This is a genomic window from Paraburkholderia aromaticivorans, from assembly GCF_002278075.1.
Classification (GTDB): Bacteria; Pseudomonadota; Gammaproteobacteria; order Burkholderiales; family Burkholderiaceae; genus Paraburkholderia; species Paraburkholderia aromaticivorans.
Genome location: NZ_CP022989.1, coordinates 401,440 through 419,169 on the forward strand (window position 1 = coordinate 401,440; position 17,730 = coordinate 419,169).

The window sequence follows — 17,730 nt, forward strand, 5'->3', positions numbered from 1 at the left end:
ACAGACAATATTCCGGAACCTTACCGAATGAATGGAACAATTTTCCGGATCGCCGCCGGTGTCGGGAAAAAATGCTGCGATCTAGTGTTGACGCACCGCCATCGCCGTCAAACGGCCCAATGGTATGGGTCGCTTCAACCTTTATTGATTTGCATGACTTACTAATAATTGCGATCCGTTGTGTCAATCGCGCCACAATAGTCACCCCAATGCGTATGCCGCGCCTTGGTAGCGCGGCCCTCTTCACTACGCCATCTGAAACACCGCCACCGCGTCGCGCAATATCGTCGCCTGCTCTTCCAGCGATTTCGCCGCCGCAGCGGCTTCTTCGACGAGCGCCGCATTGTGCTGCGTGACTTCGTCGATCTGCGATACGGCCTTATTGACCTGCTCGATACCGTCACTCTGTTCGAGCGCGGATGCCTCGATCTCGTTCATCACACCGGTCACGCGTTCGACGGCGCTCATGGCTTCGTGAATGGTCTTCTGCGCGTCGGACACGAGCGATGCGCCCTCCTGCACCTTGGCGGCCGATTCGCCGATCAACTCCTTGATTTCCTTCGCGGCCGCACCCGAGCGCTGGGCGAGGCTGCGCACTTCCGAGGCCACGACAGCGAACCCACGTCCCTGCTCGCCGGCCCGCGCCGCCTCGACCGCCGCGTTCAACGCCAGAATGTTGGTCTGAAACGCAATTCCTTCGATCATGCCGATGATTTCCGTCACCTTGCGCGACGACTCGCTGATCCCATCCATCGTTTCAGTGACCCGCGACACCACCGTACCGCCACGCGTGACCGTGTCGAGCGCGCCATGGGCGAGCCGGTTCGCCTGCTTCGCGTTGTCGGCATTCTGTTTCACCGTGGCCGACAGCTGCTCCATGCTCGCAGCGGTCTGCTGAAGGGCCGCTGCCTGCTGCTCCGTGCGCGAAGACAGATCCGCATTGCCCGATGCGATCTCGTTAGCCCCCTGCGTGATTGCCGTCGTACTGCCGCGCACTTTGGACACTGTCTCGACGAGACCGTCGCGCATCTTCGTCAACGCCGCCAGCAATTGCCCCATCTCGTTGCGCGATTTGACCTTGATGGCAACCGTCAGATCGCCGGCGGCAATACGCTCGAAGTGCTTGACGGTCGCATTGACCGGCTTGATCAACGCCGCGGACAAACCAATGCGCGCCGCCACGCCGATCACGATCGCGATGGCGCCGATCGCGGCGAACAGCAGCGTCGCGATCTGGAAACGTTGCGCCGCCGTTTCGACTTGCTGGTGCTGGCTGTCCACCTGCGTGCGCTCGAGCGCGTCGATCGCTTTCGAATAGGTGGCGTAAAAGCCGTTCGCCGTCTCGCCCTGAATGTTGCGGAAGGTGTTGAAATCAAAGTCGGCAAGCGCCTTGAAGGCCGGTTCGATCGCCTTATCGACCAGCGCACTGCGCGCCTGCTCGACGCTCTGCGCGAGCTTCTGCTCGTTCTCGCTGGCAAACGGACCGGCCATGTAGCTGCGGAAGTCTTTGTTCGATTCGACCAGCACCTTGTGCGCGGCCGGCAACAGGTCATCGGTCTGCTTGCCGACGCTAAAGAGCGTCTGATACGAACCGAGTGCAAGCTGAACTCGCAGCAGCTTCTCGGAACTCGCCTTCAGATGGGACAGCGCGGCCGCGCTACGCTGCGTGTCGTCGAGGCTGCCATTGGCCAGCTTGAGCGCGCCATAGCCGACACCGATCACTGTCAGCAGGAAAGCGACAAATACGCTGATCACCAGCGTCAGGCCGCCACGAATTGTGATGTTATTTAGCATTGGGTCTCCGGAACGTCTTGCCGATCGGCGGCGAAAAACAGGTTGCAAGCGCACGCGCCGTGTTTTTATGCGCGTCACTTACACTTCGCCGCATCCAGGTTAACGACCCCGCAGGCCTGCCGCTAAATAGGTGGAATCCATGACTGGCGGGCGTTTGCGGGCAGTTTGCGCGCACTATCTGGGATCGCCGCGGCATCGCGCCGAGGCGCCGCTTTTCGAGGCACCCGGCGTTTCATTTGTATAATTCGGCGTCTTCGCTCAGGCCCACTTTCATGCTTAGTTTTGCGCTCGGCTTTCTCGTTTCACTGCTGATCACGTTGTTGATCGTGCGCTATGCGCATCTGCATGAAAAATTCTCCACGGATACCGATCTGGCCGGTGTGCAGAAATTCCATGTTCGCCCGGTGCCGCGCATCGGCGGAACCGGCATTCTGCTCGGGTTGATCGTCTCCGCCGTGCAGCTGCATCACGCGTACCCCGCCGTGTCAGGCGGCATTCTCGGGCTGATTGCGTGCGGCATGCCGGCCTTCGGCTCGGGTCTGGTGGAAGACCTGACCAAGCGCGTGTCGCCGCTAGCGAGGCTCGTCTGCACGATGGCGGCGGCCGCGCTCGCGTATTTTCTGCTGAATATCGCCGTGACCCGCATCAGCGTGCCGCCGCTCGATTTCCTGCTCTCGTACGCGGTGATCTCCTGCGCGGTGACGGTGCTGGCGGTTGCCGCGCTCGCCAATGCGATCAATATCATCGACGGCTTCAACGGGCTGGCGTCGATGGTCGCGTTCATGATGTTCGCCTCGCTCGCCTACGTGGCGTTCCAGGTTTCCGATCCGATCGTGCTGTCCGCCTCGTTCATGATGATGGGCGCGGTGCTCGGCTTCTTCATCTGGAATTTCCCGGCGGGGCTGATCTTTCTCGGCGACGGCGGCGCCTATTTCATCGGCTTCATGCTGGCCGAACTGTCGATCATGCTGGTGATGCGCCATCGCGACGTGTCGGCCTGGTATCCCGTGCTGCTGTTCATGTATCCGATCTTCGAGACCTGTTTCTCGATCTACCGGAAGAAATTCATTCGCGGCATGTCGCCCGGCATTCCCGACGGCGTGCATCTGCACATGCTGGTGTATAAGCGGCTGATGCGCTGGGCGGTAGGCGCGCGCACCGCTCGCGAATTGACGCGGCGCAATTCGTTGACGTCGCCGTATTTGTGGCTGCTGTGTCTGATCGCGGTCGTGCCGGCCACGTTGTTCTGGCGGCATACGCTGCATCTGTTCTGCTTCGTGGTGGTGTTTGCAGCGACATATGTGTGGCTTTATGTGAGCATCGTGCGGTTCAAGTCGCCGCGGTGGATGGTGGTAAGGAAGAGGAGACAGTGAGCCCAGTTCACCCCTCCTCGTATCAGCAGTGTCAGGTCCGGGCTAGTCCTGGCCGCGCGAGCGGCCCTCCTGGATTCGTTGCCGGTGTTCAACGAGAGCTTCGGGGCGCGTGTCTGCATGCCGCAAGATCGCGTCCACTATCGCGCGAACGGGCAGGTGCCCGGTCCCGGTGCGCGCAAACTGCTGCTGTCGTACCCGCAGGTGCCGGTAAAGTTCGCTACGCTCAAGCAGCGCCGCTGGAAGTGTGGGGGCTACCATTGCCGCTTCATGCGAAAAGACACCGAGCCCTTCGACGATCCACAGCCGCGGCGGAAGCAGGTTGCGCAAAAACCGGACCTTCGTCGCATTCTGCTTCATTGGCGAGGTGCGCACGAACCGCTGTCCTTCCACCGTTGTGAGCGTCAACGTGTCGTCGGTTTCACTGTGTGTGACTACACCGGCCCAATGCTTTGTTTCGACCACGAAGACTCCGAACTGCGTAATCGCCAGATGATCGATTTCTGCAGTCGGAAAGGTGCTCCCCGGCGCATGGATCAACACGAGACCATCCAATACTGCCCAGTTTTCGCCGCACAAACGTGTGAGGTGCCAGCGCAGCTCGGCTGACACCTCCCTCTCTCCCTCTTCCCCCCGCCCTTGGGCAGAGGCCGCCCGCGCTTCTCGAACTTCCTCATCAGCCGACCGTTTATCGTTACAGCTCAGATACGCTTACAGCAATGCACTCGCGAGCCCGAAGATAGTGTGAATCAGCATGCTGGCTTCTCCTTTGTTTAGGTAGGTGAAACCAGCGTATCGAGCGCTAGGGGAAGTCAAGCATCAGGACAGGATCGTGAGCCCGGGAGGAAGCCGCTTTTCTCGTGGCTGACCATCGTTCAGGGCCTCACAGACAGAATGCGTGGTTGTCCCCAGCGCGCGGGCCGCCTTGCGCAGGTCGCCACGGTGTTCCGTGAGGGCCTCCATGGCCTTATCGCTTGTGAGCATCGGTATGTCTGGTCGCGAGTAGGCATGCCGCATGCGAGCATTGGACATGTCTGCTCTCGACACTCGACGCACCCACGGTGAGAGGCGCACTCAGTAAAGCGATGAGCTGGCGCTTTCGGATCCATTGCAAAAACTGGCGCCAATGCTCGAGCCTCTCGGCCGCCTCTTCAGATGTCAGCCGCTGCGTGGACCAGCGATTGATGAGGACCCGCAAATGCTCGCTGCCGAAGTTCCACGGTGTTTGTAAAGCATACCCGCTGGCGCGCAGCGCCTCAAAACCCGCCAATACCTCCGCCACCCGCCGGCATTGGGTTTCAGCCGGCACAGGATCCTTGGCCCGAGTGCGCCAATCATACGTCGACGTGACACGGCCCCGGGCAAGCCTGCGGAATTCCCGCCTGAATTCATGCGGCAGACTGCTGCAGGCAATCACGTACCGGTATTCGTAAAGAATGTACATGTTTGTTTTCCTTGTATTGATTCCGTGACTTGGTCGATGCCACACCGGCACCGACCGGCGTTCAGCGGCGCGGCGAGCGCGCTGCCGTTTGAGTGCGCTGTTTATCGGGCCGCGCGCGCCACGGGCAAGGAAGTGTGCAGACGATGGCTAGATGCCATCGAGACGCAGTCAGAGGTGAAGTTGGAACGGCCGACGCTACACGCCGCCTGGACCGGGATGGCCGTCAGAAGTTCGCAAAGAAGAAAAAAGGGAAGGAGGAGGGACAGCCGAAAGACAGGCACTAAAACTCACAGTGCCAAGGAGCGCGTACAGTGTCCAGAGAGCCAACCAGAGGCGTACGGGCGAACGGCTTTGCCGACAGGCCGATCGCAAAAAATACGGACGGCTATGGCAGTGCAAGATCGATGCGTTGTGGACGCAGGCGTGAATATACCCCCACGCCGTCAAAACTGGCAAGCCGGCGGCTCACGGTACCCATGCTATGCTGGACACACCGAAACAGCGGGGAGCCAGCATGGACATCGCATGGCCGTTACTTGGACTCAATGTAATGTTTGTAGGCATGGGCTGGATGATGGACCGTGGTGCGCGCCGGCAGAGGAGGCAGCTCATTGCGCGACGTTCATCGGTCGCAGCTTCGTCCCAGAGGGAACCGCAACCGCGCGCCGTCGCGTTGCACCGGAGAGAACTGCACTGCCCACATTGCGGCCATACCATCGGTGACCGGGATTTCGCACGGCCGCATGCGCCGACGACCTACCGGCCGACACGCGAATTACCGTATTCCAGACGGCCCCCCATCTGAGCGCGAACACACTGACGCTCACGTAGCCCGCGATATTCAGCCTTCAGGCCGCGCGGAAGGGACGACTTTTCAGAGCACTGCGCGGATCGGCCAATTTCTCGTTGGAGCACTTCGCGGACGCGGCCACGCTGTTTGCGTCGATCGTGGCGGCCACCTTACTCCCCACTGATGTACCGCGCTGAGACAATGCGGCTGTCACCGACTGACTACGATTCGCTCAACGATTGCTCAATGCGTTGGCCAGACAACAGAATCTCTCTCGTCCCCCATTCGCAGTGACGTACGCCGCCAACCCGTTGGTCAGGCAAGGAAGCGCGCCAGGATGGGGGCCGAACGTAATCGCCGACCGTGGACTGGTGTGCGATCGAAGGTCACCACATAGTGTTGCGTCGCGGGCCACTCGAGGACGTTGCCCATGCTGCGGCGACCTGCTTTTTGTGCGAAAGCGACACCCCCCTTTTGCTATCTCTGCAGCTATGTTCTAATGATTGCAGTACCGTTCGCTCACGTCACGAGCATCGACCATTACACCCCTTGCTGGGGGTTGGGGGCTTTTTAGCCCAATTTCTATACAAGCATTGCTCAGCCTCACGGCGAAGCAAAGCACTTTGCCAAGTTCGTGTTAGCAGCATCAACATGAATCGGGCGTGCACGGCTCAATCGAGCCAGAGCCTTTTCCAAAGCAAGAAGTTCCCACAGCGTCATTCGCGTGGTGCCTCTCTCACTCTTTCAGGCCAGCACGCGCAGTCGGTGTCGCGTCGCGACCAGTTACCGCCTGTGCGGTAAGTGATCGCTCGCCAACGGAAGTTCCGTACAGGCGAGTCTTTTCAACGTACCAGGGATTCGCTCCCTGACGCCTACGCCACAGATACGAGCGGTGTTCGTGACGCGGCCATGCCGCCAATGTCTTCCCGATGTCGAGGAAGCATCTTCTCCTTGCGATATACAGCGCGGTATCCATCAAGACAAACCTTGCGATTCATTCATCTCCGGATGAAGGCCGCAAGCGCTCCAATCGCGGCGTCTGCTCCCATGACGGGTGCAGAAGGAGTGTCTTTGTCAGACACCCGCCACTCACCGCTCCCGCATTGACGCAATTCCTCTTCGCGGGCTTCCACTTTCCATCCAGAACCTGCTTTCACCAAGGGCCTATCCGTAACCGGATCCCACAGCTCAACGCATTACCCGGCCCTCTCCCCGAATTCAATTGCTTACGTACGCGCTCGCCCCGCCCCGGCCAAGCCCGTCATTGCAGACATCCGAACGTATTCCGGATCTGTCACGAGCTCATCGTGACTGGGGCCGTGTTTGCCTCCCCCCGCGGGCGAACATGAGTTGACATGCGGGTCACACCCGGGAGCTAGCTCATGAGCATGATGTCAAAGGCCATACACAATTCCGCAGTAAGCAGCAAAAAAGCAGGAGGCAGCTTTGCAACTCAGCAGAACAGGCGGTTCGATACAACAGGCCTTTTGCGCTTTGCCAGGCAGCTAGGGGAACTACGCGCATCGGTCAGTGAAATTCCGGAATGGGTGATTCATGCCTATGCCCAATACTGCATGGCGCAGGGCAAGACCGCGGGCACCCTTGCGAACATATTTTCGGCTGTTCGTGTCACATCACGCTTTGCCGGCCGGAACATTGACGAAGTGTGCAACAACAAGGAACTTCAACTCGTTCGACGAGTACGGAAAGGGACAAAACGGGCCCTGAACCCGATCGAAATTGACGAGCTGATTGGCAGAGCGAAAGGGATAGACCACGGGCTCATGCACATGATATCGCTCGCACAGCATCTCGGCCTTCGACGCAAGGAGGCGCTAATGTGTGCACCCGATCTCGGAATGTGGCTTGACGCACTCGTGCGCGGCGATTCCGCGCTTCCGTTGATGCGTGGCTCGAAAAACGCAAGACCGAGGCAAGTGCGGATCATCGAGAGCGAGCGCTCGCAGACGATTGAAGCAATCCGTTCCGCGCTCGCGTACGCTCGCGAATACAATCTCGAATTGATTACTGGCAACGGCAAGACGCTCAGATCAGCAATGAATCGACTCAAAGCACTGCTCCGCCGGGCTGGTATGGTCGGGCCAATCAGCTTTCATTCACTTCGTTACACGTATGCGCTCAAGAGTGCAGTCGAAATGCTGGAGGCGGAAATGGCCCCCTACGAGGTTTTGGTGGAACTCAGCGAATCGCTTGGACACGGCCCTACCCGCATCCAGATGATTCTTGGACACTACTGCCAGCCGATCCGGGAGAGGTTCGAGGGGCATATATCACTGCACAATATCGATGCCGATCGTCGCCGCCCACCGAGCAAACTACCGCGGGCGACAGCGCGCCTTCTGGCAAAACGCCGACATGGCGCGTTAAGCGGCTATCCTATCGGCCAACCAAATGGGGCGCACGATCTGGCATGTTCGGCAGACGACGCGCTAATGGAACAGCATCCTTCCAACACTTGAGAGACCTCCATGTCCGATTCCTCGCTCCTGGAGCAGGTCAAGCGTTGCGCCGAGAAGATCGGATGCAACGACATGATGCGCGCCATCATGGCCACGGTCTGGCTCGAATTTGATCAGTCCATTGCTCCGTACCCGTCGCATCCATTCCGGCTGCAGGACCTTGATGTGGCTTTGCTTGCAGGCTTTGTCGAAGCGCGCTCGAAGCGATGCGTTGATGTTGAGTTTCTTCTCCTGGAAATCACCTGCATCAGGATGGTGTTACTGGAATCCGGTTTCCTTCACAACCAGCTAACTGGACTCAGTGTTCGAGTCAAACGTCATCGGCTTGCCAATGATGAGAATGGTAAGTATCGGTTCGCAAAAACGCTTTGTATTTGACCGGATCCGAAAAGGTGAAGCGCAACAGCGGGATTAATGTTTAGAGTTTAGAGTTTGGCTTGCTGATGCGAGGGTCGCGGCGAAGACCTCGAATGGTGAATGGAAGTTGTGAGTTGCACGAGGCCGGCTATTCAGGCTGTCGGCGATGGCGTCGAGTTCGTCCTGACTGTAGACCGAAAGGTCGGTGCCTTTGGGCAGATACTGTCGCAGCAGCCCGTTGGTGTTTTCGCAGGTGCCGCGCTGCCATGGACTGTGCGGGTCGCAAAAGTACACGTTCACGCCGGTTGCGGCCGTGAGCTCCTTGTGGCGCGACATTTCTTTGCCCTGGTCATAAGTGAAGCTCTGCCGCAGTGGCGCGACAATCGAATTAAGTTTGGCGGAGAAGCCCGCCAGCGCTGAAGCTGCGGTGGCGTCTTCCATCTTTGCGAGCAGCACCAGGCGGCTGGTCCGTTCAACCAGAACGCCGACCGAGGACTGGTTGCCCGCGCCCTTGATGAAGTCGCCTTCCCAGTGTCCGGGCAGCAGTCGGTCCTCGATTTCGGGCGGCCGCACATGAATACTGACCATGTCAGGAATCTGTCCGCGTCGGTCTGTGCCGCGTGTACGCGGCATGCGCGTGCTGTGACCATGGCGCAGGCACGCAATGAGCTGACGGCGCAGTTCGCCGCGCGGCTGGGCGTAGATGGCCGTGTAGATGGTTTCGTGCGAAACCTGCTGGGTCGGGTCGGTCGGATACATACGTTTCAGTGTGCCCGATATCTGCTGGGGTGACCATTTCCACTCAAGCAGGGTGAGAACGATGCGCCAGCAGACGCTTTGCAGGCAAAGCTTTGTGGGGCGGCGCCCCGCGCTGCGGCGTGAGGCGCTGAGCGCTTCAGCCGGTATCGATGCGTAGCCTGCCGGATAGCCGTTTCGCGTCAGTTCACGGCTAACGGTGGCCGGCGAGCGCCCGAGTATCCGGGCCATGGCCCGGATACTCGAACCCTGCAGATGCAGGCTTGCAATGGTCAGGCGCTCTTCAGGTTGTAGTTGCTGGTACTGGGTTCTTTCGTGCATCGCAACACCTTATACGAAACGGTGTTGCACTTCAGATTTGAGGCCGCCACCGGATCCGAAAACCCGATCAGCCTAAGACGCTTCACAACACAAGAAAGATGCTGCTCCATTGAGAACGCCGCCGCGTTCCGGACCCTAACGAGATTATGAGTAATAGTCCCAGCGACGAGAAAAAAAGGGGCGCCGAGAGGCACCTTCGCATGGAAGGCGTAGGAAGCAAGGACGACGCCCAATGGAGCGGTTCCGCTCGTTCGGGGTCGATGCGTTAATAACGCGGGGTGTGCAAGAAATATAGCCTCCTCCATGTCATTCATCGCGCTGAAAGCCGCGAAAAAGAGCGCGCCTTTCCCCGCGCAAGAGACAGCCGATGTCGTCGAAAGCGTGCTTGTGCTAACCAGGATCCGCACCCGTGGGCAGACGCGTAGCCCGATGAAAAGCGTACCCGTCGATCAACGCCGCCGGATTCACGATACGGCCTCGGATACCGGTGCGCCCCTGGTTGTCGCTCACTAGTCGTTCCCTCGCCATTTGGCTTTGTTGGCACCGCTTTGCATGCATCAACCGTTCCCCCAGTCTGCACAGCGCCATTGCAAATGTGCGGCGATCGTCCTGGAGTCCAGATATCGCAGATGACTGTCGCGGAAGCGGTTCAACCGCGTGCGCATAAAATGGCGCAGCTCGAACCCTTGCAGGATTGTTTCCGGCAACGTGGGGTCAAGCGCACAATACAGGTCAGCAAATACGGCGATGCACCCAACCGGACAGTTGTATTCGCCGAGTATCGGCCGCAGGTGTCGCAGAGCCGGTTTTGCCCTGCGCAACGGAGAAGTTTTAACGCAAACGACGCCAGAATTTTCACGCACGAGAAGCTCGTCTTCGTTCATCGAGCGCTTTACCGTTCCGATCCAATCGTACTGGTCGATGACGAACACTCCGAAGGGAGAGACAGCAAGACAATCTACCCAGGTCACTGGATTGAGCGTCCCAGGTGCGTGCTCCAGTACCACTCCGCGGCGTACAACGAATGCACCGTCGGACATTGCCTTCAGTATCGACGCAACCTGTTTTGCTAACGGTAAACACAAACTACGTCGATGCGCCATCCACCCATCGCGGTGGCCACCCAATTTTTTTCGGATCTTTAGTCAAGCTCCGATTGCAGGATGCGTCATTTGAGGCATCCTTTGCTGCGAGAGAAAGCAGCGCCTTAACGTGTTCCATTTTTTCTCCTTTCGTTGACTACAGAGTGTCGGCCAAAAACTCACCTCCGGCCTGCGTGTATGCATTACAGATTTCATCTGGATTGCTAATGTTTTGACTGCGACGTTGAGTCACGTTAGCCGTACGTTCGATCTCTGCAGACGGCGCGCCTGGTACGATCTACTCGCAATTCCATATGCGATCATGGTTGCGCGCGTCGATGACGTAGCGGTCCAAAGTCTGCAGGTGCTGCAATCCTGAGGTTGTCCGTCAGGCCGTGGACTTCGGAAGTTGGCGAGTTCGCAAGGTCGATTAACCGGCCGCTGGCATTCACCTCGCTGAGTAGAACAACTTTCAGTAAGTTCAGCATGCCATGTGCAGGCGAAAGTCAAGGCAACGCTTCGGGAAAAGAAGCAACTGAAGCGCGATCGGCTGCGACCTTCTTGTTAGTCGCCGGGGTAGCGGCCGTTGGCTTTTATTCCGTGACGAGCGGCAGCTCAGGTGTGAACCCAAGGAAGGACACGAGCGTGAAGCCTGAGGAAAAGGCAGGATTGAAGCAGGTCGGGCGCCGGAACCGCAGCCAGGGCAGCGTTACAAAGCACAGCTTAAATGACGACGCCACGCCTTGGACTGTATCAAGCTGCCCCAGGGGAACATCGTCGACAACCGCGCATTGTGCGGAAGCCCTGTCGCGTCATTGGGACCAAGGTCGACCCAGGCGGGCACGCGCTTTTCATGTGCAGTGGCTTTCCACATACTGTGAAGTGCCGATAGCTTTCATCCTCGCAGCGGCTACCGGTCATCGCGTGGCATTAACGTCCTGAGAAGACGCGCTCTTATCCAGCTCGTCACGCCAGAGCCTCCAATCGGGGAATTGTTTAAAGTACGACGTTCCAGGCGATAACGCGTTATGACGACTTTGTGAGAAAGACCGCAAATTTCGCCGTCTTTCGCCCACTTGCTCCGACGGAATCATGCGCCGCAACCAGGCCTGGGGTTCTTTCGATCAGCGGATGAGACGCGGCGCGCGACGGGCTGAGCACGCCGCCATTGGGGCAACGGTCCGACTCGGCAAAAGTCGAGGGCCGCTGCCGATCTCAGGCATCTGCCTGGTATCACCCTGAACGGCGCCTCCGTGTTTGGTCACTGAGGATTTGCGCCTCGTAGCGCCTGTTGGAGTTGCCCCTGTAACTCAGGACACTCGGACACCGTTAAGTTGATGAGGCAGCGGTTCGCCGGAACTCCCGGGGAGAACGGTACTTCAGTGCCTTATGCGGGTGGCGTTCGTTGTAGTGCTCAAATGCGCCGGCCAGATGTGAGAGCGCGGTTGGCACATCGGGCTTGTGCATAAAGGCAATGTAATCGTGCTTGATTGTCTTCACGAACGACTCGGCCATGCCGTTACTTTGCGGCGAACGAACGGGCGTAGTCAACGGCTCCAGGCCCAGTTTTCGAGCGAAACTGCGCGTGCGATGGTCGATGTAGGCAGAGCCGTTGTCCGACAGCCATTCGATGGGTGCGCCTGCCTGCGTCGTGCCGAAGCGTTGCTCGACCGCTGCGAGCATCACATCACGCACGACGTCGCCGCTATGGCCGCCGGTAGTCGCTGCCCAGCTAATAGCCTCCCGGTCATGGCAGTCCAGCGCAAACGTCACGCGCAACGGCGAGCCGTCGTCACAACGGAACTCGAAGCCGTCCGAGCACCAACGGACATTACTCTGGTCAACGGCGATGCGTCCGTCATGCCGGCGGGTATCGCGACGTTGGCCAAGGCGCCGAAGCAGCAGTTGATGGTCGCGCATGACGCGATAGACCCGCTTGGCGTTCACGCACGGCGCACCAGTCATTTCGTGACTACGTCGCAGCAGTGCCCAGACTCGCCGGTATCCATAAGTCGGCAAGCCCGCCACGTGCTCCTGGATTGCAGCGACCAGCTCCGTGTCGTCGGTCTGTCGGGCGCGGCGGCCGTCCAGCCAGTCCGGGGAGCGGGCTTTTCTGACTGCCAAAGCAGAGCGCGCTACGCCGAGAACATCGCAGACCGTTTTCATTGGTCGTCCCCGGGCAGTAAGGGCGAGCGCGCAATCCAGTTTTTTGAGCGGCCATACTCGACTGCTTCCTTCAGGATTTCTGCCTCCTGCGTCTTCTTGCCAAGCAGACGCTGCAGCTCCCTGATTTCCTTCATCGCTGCGGCTAACTGCGAGGCCGGCACCACGGCTTCTCCAGCCTTCACCGCAGCCAGGCTGCCTTCCTCGTATTGCTTGCGCCACGCAAACACCTGGTTTGGGTTGACCCCGTGTCGCCGGGCAACCGCTGAAACCGTTGCTCCCGGCTCCAGGGTTTCCTGCACGATGGCCACTTTCTCCTGGACCGAACGTCGACGACGGCGCTCCGGCTCGGTCAGAACTTCAATGCTTTCCACGATTTGCCTAGGCTTGAAACTAGTCACAAGATTCCCTCTTATTTTAAGGGGTGCCTCGTGTCCTGAGAATCAAGGGGCTACTCCATAGGCTTGAAACTAGTCACAAGATTCCCTCTTATTTTAAGGGGTGCCTCGTGTCCTGAGAATCAAGGGGCTACTCCACCTGTCAACCGGCAATCCCGTCGCAACTGCCGGAGCTTGCTGTGCGCGCCAGCCATCCGTTGGGCGCGCGTAGCGAAACACCGGGCACATCGTGCGTCAGATGCGCACACAATAACGGTCGTATATATACCCGAGACCCAGTTTCACGTTGACGCCTCTGCGAGGAGTACATGCGGCACAATCTTCGGCATAGTGACGTCGTGATCCACGACTGCGGTATAGGATACCCTCGTGGCCCCAAGTTCAGACACGAGGGCCGTGCCGTGCGATGTGGCATCGCCCACGACAACACGCATCAACGAGGAACTCCGGATTTGTCCGCACCTGCGAGTCAAGGCGATCAGCCGTGGATTCCGGATACCCGTTTTAATCCGCGAACCAACGTTCCCGGTCTGTATCGACGAGCGGCGGAATTGTACTTGGCGAGAGCGCCTAAGTGTTTCCAATTGGGAGGGTGATGTAAAATTGGAAACAAATCGACGTCAACAAAAACAACACCTCTTCAATAGGTTAGCGATCCCCCAATTAGGGTCATGTTGTAACGTGTTATAGGCACTCGGGCGTTTCGCTCATCCTTCAAGCGACAGGGGCGTTTTCTCCGCTCTGGGAGGGAAGCATCATGACCGACGCTCGCCGGGCCGGAATATGATCGAAACGCGGCGTCGCCGGTGCCGGCGCAAATGTCTACGTGTCCCCGATGAACTGTAGCTCACTGGATGAATTCCGCTGGTTGATGCGAGCGCGAGCAGACCGCGATGCTAGCGAAGCCGCGTTGCTTTCAGGTTCTGAAGAAGAGCCAGTTCAGCATGGGGGCTGGTGAGCGCGTGGTAAGTGAGAATAGCGCCCATCGCCAGAACCGCCAGCAGTTGAGGCACGAGATCATGGCGGTGACGGTAGGCTGCGCGGATATATTCGATCGGGGACATGTGGTTTCTCACGTGGTGTATCTCACCGGCGCGGTAAGAGCCAAGTCCAGTATGGCCGTTGGCATGGGAAGTCAGATCACCACCGGCTCCGTTCAGGCAGATCGTCAATGCGGCTGCAGCCGTATCTTCGAAGGAGCGTTCTTCGCACCGCCTGTGGCCGGGATGCGGGGAAATTGCACTGCGGAACATCATCGATATAGACGAAATGGGCGAGTCGCTGGAGGGTGCGGTACCGGGCGGCGTCAATCAGCACGGGATCGATTGACCAGAAGTCACGCGCGGTAATTTTCCCGTCCATGACCTTTTGCGCGACAGCAAATTATGGCCCCTGGTTTTTTCGCGGTCTTTGGGCCTGCAGGAAAGCACTGCGAACGCTTATCGAGTATCGGACGGCGCTATTTCGTTCTGGATGTCTGTACACGGCACGGCAACCTCTCCCTCGAAGGATAAGATAGGGCGGATGCCGCAAGTGTTCTTCTTGGGCCTTCATGCGGCGTTCGCTGTTCCTGGATGCACTGCCAGAGATATGAATCAGCCAGCGCCGCAGCTACCGGCGAAAGTCGGCCGTCGACCAACGGGCAGCGGCCCAAAACTTGAGGCAGAGGCTTACGTAGTTCTACTTTCGAATCGTCTGGTTCGAAAAGCCAAAGCGGCACAAGAAACGAAGTAGATAGAAAAAACGAAAGGCGCCCGGAGGCGCCTTGTTTCCCACCAGCTATCTGCGCGCTGACTTTGACTTCAGGACACCCGCACAGCCGGTGCCACGCTATGCAACGCTGGCGCCGCAGCCGGCTGGTACTCCGGCACCCAGCGCCGCAGATCGCGCCGGACCTCCTGGTCGCTCGGCACACGATGCTGCATGAGCCAGGGAAGCAGTTCATCGAGGAGATTGTCGGGCGCTTCACGCGCCTGCGCGATGCGCAACTTCGGATGCGGCGTGCGCGTGGTCGCTTCATCGTCGGCGAGCAGTTCCTCGTAGAGCTTCTCGCCAGGGCGCAGCCCCGTGAACACGATGCGAATATGTTCCTCGCTGAAGCCATACAGACGGATCAGGTCTCGCGCCAGATCGACGATCTTCACCGGCTCGCCCATGTCGAGGATGAAAATCTCGCCACCGTGTCCCATGCTCGACGCCTGCAACACGAGTTGCGACGCTTCGGGGATCGTCATGAAAAAGCGCGTGATCTCCGGATGCGTGACCGTGACCGGCCCACCTTTGGCGATCTGCTGTTGAAACTTGGGAATGACGCTGCCTGCACTGCCGAGCACATTGCCGAACCGCACGGTCTCGAACTGCGTGCGCGTACTGGTCTGCTGCAGCGCCTGGCAAGCCATTTCCGCGAGACGCTTGCTCGCACCCATCACATTGGTCGGATTCACCGCCTTGTCGGTGGAGATCAGCACGAAGTGCTTCACGTCGTGGCGAATCGCGGCACGCGCGACACGATACGTGCCGAGCACGTTGTTGCGCACCGCCTGCCACGCATTCAGCTCCTCCATCAGCGGCACGTGCTTGTACGCCGCCGCGTGAAAGAGAATGTGCGGCGTGTAGCGCGACAGCACCTGGTCGAGCAGCAAGGAGTCTTTTGCGTCGCCGATCACCGGCACCACGGAGAGCTTCGGGAAGCGCTCATGCAGTTCTTCCGTGAGGCGGTACATCGCATATTCGGACAGGTCGAAGGCAATCAGCTGGGCGGGTTCGAAGCGCAGAATCTGGCGGCACAGCTCCGAGCCGATCGAGCCGCCCGCGCCCGTCACCATCACCACGCGGCCGCTCAACAGCGCCTCCACGTGCGGCATGTCGATGCGCACCGGCTCGCGCCCCAGCAGGTCTTCCAGATCAATCTGACGAACGCGCGACAGGAACGCTTCGCCTTGTGTCAGCGTGGTCAATGCGGGCAACACCATGGCCCGCACGCCGGCGCGCACGCAAAGTGTCGCCACGCGCCGCTGCGCATCGACCGACGCCGAAGGGATCGCGATGATCGCGTGCTCGACCTTCATATCGGTAGCCCAGTGCTGCAGATCGCTAATGGGCCCCCACACCTTGTAGCCGTAGATTTCACGGCCCTGCTTGGCCGGATCGTCATCGAGCAGGCCGACCAGCCGCCATTCGCTCGAACGCGACAGTTCGCGGGCGAGGTTCGCGCCTGCATTGCCCGCGCCGAGCACGACCACGGGCTTGCCTTGTCCGACCAGCCCGCCGTAAAGATAGAACTCTTTGGATGCGCGATAGAGCGCGCGCGAACCGCCCATGGCGAGGAACAACAGAAGCGGGGACACCGCGAGGACGGAGCGCGGAATGATGGGATGCGGCTGGGCCATGACCGCCACCATCATCATCGCGAATGCGCCGGTCAGCACGGCCTTCGCGATGCGCATCAGGTCCGGCAAACTCGCAAACACCCACATGCCCCGGTACAGGCCAAAGATGCGGAACATCACACCGTAAACGGGGAGAGCCCAAACGAGGGTTCGGACAGCGCCAGACCAGAACTCGACCGGAACATAGCCATTGAAACGGATAAGATATGCGGCGAGCCAAGCGCCCGCGACCGCGCACAGGTCGAAGGCGAAGGCGCTAAACGATAGCCATGAGGCTTTGTGTCGAAACATCGGCGTCACACCTCAGGTTGTTCGGATTCTGCTATCCGGAATCGACGCCAGCGTGAATCGACTCCGATACCTATCAATACCAGCACGATCACCCAAGCGCCAACGCTACACCATTGAACGGCGGAAGGCCAGTCAAGCAAGCTTAGAGCAAGTACTATACCAGTCGCCATGACCGCATACCACAGGATGGCTGTCTTCGAATGCCCGAGCCCGAACTGGACCATGCGTTGATAGTAGTGTTCGCGGTGTGCCTGCCAGATCTTCTCGCCGCGCAACAGCCGTCGCAGGAGCGTGACCGACGCATCGCCGATGAACGGCGAAAACACCAGGGCGGGAAACCAGATCGGCCAGACGCCGTCGCCCCAGCCCCAATAGCCGAACGCGCCCGCCAGAAAACCGAGTGGAATCGAGCCGGCGTCGCCGAGGAAGACCTTCGCGGGGTGAAAGTTGAAGACCAGAAAGCCGGCCGCGGCGCCCGCCGCGGCCGCCGACGCGAGACTGAGTTCCGGCGACGGATGCGCGGTGATTGCGGCGCCGATCGCGTACCCCGCGAAGCCAAACAGCGTCATGCCGCCGGCGAGCCCGTCCGCGCCGTCCATGAAGTTGTAAAGATTGACGAGCCACAGCAGTAAAAATGACAGGGCCGCAAGCAGCCAGAGCGGCACGGGCGCCGGGTGCGCCCAGACGAAGATCGCCACGGCGGCGAGGTGCGCCGCGAACCTGACCCGCGCGGGCAATCCGCGCCGGTCATCGATCTGCGAGACGGCGGCCAGCAATGCGGCGCACAGCGTAGCAAGCCAGAGGTGCGGCGCGACGATCAGGGTCGCCACGACCACCACCGGAACGATGCCCCAGCCGCCCACCCGTGGCGTCGGAAGCGTGTGTAGCGAACGTTCGTTCGGGACATCGGTCGCGAGACGCCATGCGAGGCCGGTACGCAGCAACGTCAGGAGAATCAACGCACAGGCCGCGAGCGAAACCGCCGCAACACACGCGGCCGAGATCCATGGAGAATCGATTAAGAAAGGAAACACCGGGTGGACCATCCCAAATATTGGTGCTGTGAAGGTAGGCGCAATTGTCGAAATTCGGATC

Annotated in this window: 12 protein-coding genes; 3 read left to right on the forward strand and 9 right to left on the reverse strand. The window is 59.5% G+C overall.

Annotated elements, in window-relative coordinates; genetic code table 11:
* Window positions 1-246: 246 nt before the first annotated feature.
* Window positions 247-1,794, reverse strand: a complete 1,548-nt coding sequence (locus CJU94_RS01725) for a methyl-accepting chemotaxis protein (protein ID WP_095417293.1) — start codon at window positions 1,792-1,794, stop codon at window positions 247-249.
* A 272-nt stretch (window positions 1,795-2,066) separates the two neighbouring features.
* Here CJU94_RS01725 and CJU94_RS01730 point away from each other — a divergent pair, with 272 nt between their 5' ends.
* Window positions 2,067-3,167: an MraY family glycosyltransferase gene (locus CJU94_RS01730; RefSeq protein ID WP_095417294.1), complete on the forward strand. Its 1,101-nt coding sequence runs from the start codon at window positions 2,067-2,069 to the stop codon at window positions 3,165-3,167.
* Window positions 3,168-3,209: 42 nt separating this feature from the next.
* On the opposite strand, the gene CJU94_RS01735 is transcribed toward CJU94_RS01730, so the two are convergent.
* Together CJU94_RS01735 and CJU94_RS01740 are read right to left on the reverse strand one after the other, a co-directional pair.
* Window positions 3,210-3,776 (reverse strand): nuclease-related domain-containing protein, encoded by a 567-nt coding sequence (locus CJU94_RS01735; RefSeq protein WP_244220897.1) that lies wholly within the window; start codon window positions 3,774-3,776, stop codon window positions 3,210-3,212.
* Window positions 3,777-4,131: 355 nt separating this feature from the next.
* On the reverse strand, window positions 4,132-4,608 hold the full coding sequence (locus CJU94_RS01740) for a hypothetical protein (RefSeq protein WP_244220898.1): 477 nt from the start codon (window positions 4,606-4,608) through the stop codon (window positions 4,132-4,134).
* Between the two features lie 2,172 nt (window positions 4,609-6,780).
* Between CJU94_RS01740 and CJU94_RS01745 the strand changes: the two genes are divergently transcribed.
* Both CJU94_RS01745 and CJU94_RS01750 read left to right on the forward strand, forming a co-directional pair.
* The gene (locus CJU94_RS01745; RefSeq protein WP_095417295.1) at window positions 6,781-7,878 is read left to right on the forward strand and encodes an integrase domain-containing protein; all 1,098 of its coding nucleotides are present in this window, start codon (window positions 6,781-6,783) and stop codon (window positions 7,876-7,878) included.
* Window positions 7,879-7,887: 9 nt separating this feature from the next.
* Window positions 7,888-8,256 (forward strand): hypothetical protein, encoded by a 369-nt coding sequence (locus CJU94_RS01750; RefSeq protein WP_095417296.1) that lies wholly within the window; start codon window positions 7,888-7,890, stop codon window positions 8,254-8,256.
* Between the two features lie 33 nt (window positions 8,257-8,289).
* On the opposite strand, the gene CJU94_RS01755 is transcribed toward CJU94_RS01750, so the two are convergent.
* The 6 genes from CJU94_RS01755 to CJU94_RS01780 form a co-directional block, all read right to left on the reverse strand.
* A complete protein-coding gene (locus CJU94_RS01755) occupies window positions 8,290-9,312 on the reverse strand; it encodes an IS30 family transposase (RefSeq protein ID WP_095417297.1) in 1,023 nt (340 codons plus the stop codon).
* Window positions 9,313-9,869: 557 nt separating this feature from the next.
* On the reverse strand, window positions 9,870-10,352 hold the full coding sequence (locus CJU94_RS01765; protein ID WP_244220899.1) for a nuclease-related domain-containing protein: 483 nt from the start codon (window positions 10,350-10,352) through the stop codon (window positions 9,870-9,872).
* A gap of 1,371 nt (window positions 10,353-11,723) precedes the next feature.
* Window positions 11,724-12,922 (reverse strand): IS3 family transposase gene (locus tag CJU94_RS01770; protein WP_095420176.1). Its coding sequence is split into 2 segments (ribosomal slippage): window positions 11,724-12,607 and window positions 12,607-12,922, totalling 1,200 coding nucleotides; the frame shifts between segments, so codons are not numbered across the junction.
* Window positions 12,923-13,851: 929 nt separating this feature from the next.
* Window positions 13,852-14,019: a hypothetical protein gene (locus CJU94_RS40690; protein ID WP_157763702.1), complete on the reverse strand. Its 168-nt coding sequence runs from the start codon at window positions 14,017-14,019 to the stop codon at window positions 13,852-13,854.
* A 738-nt stretch (window positions 14,020-14,757) separates the two neighbouring features.
* Complete coding sequence (locus CJU94_RS01775; protein ID WP_095417299.1) at window positions 14,758-16,635, reverse strand: polysaccharide biosynthesis protein; 1,878 nt, start codon at window positions 16,633-16,635, stop codon at window positions 14,758-14,760.
* Window positions 16,636-16,640: 5 nt separating this feature from the next.
* Window positions 16,641-17,681: an MraY family glycosyltransferase gene (locus CJU94_RS01780; RefSeq protein ID WP_095417300.1), complete on the reverse strand. Its 1,041-nt coding sequence runs from the start codon at window positions 17,679-17,681 to the stop codon at window positions 16,641-16,643.
* Between the last annotated feature and the right edge of the window lie 49 nt (window positions 17,682-17,730).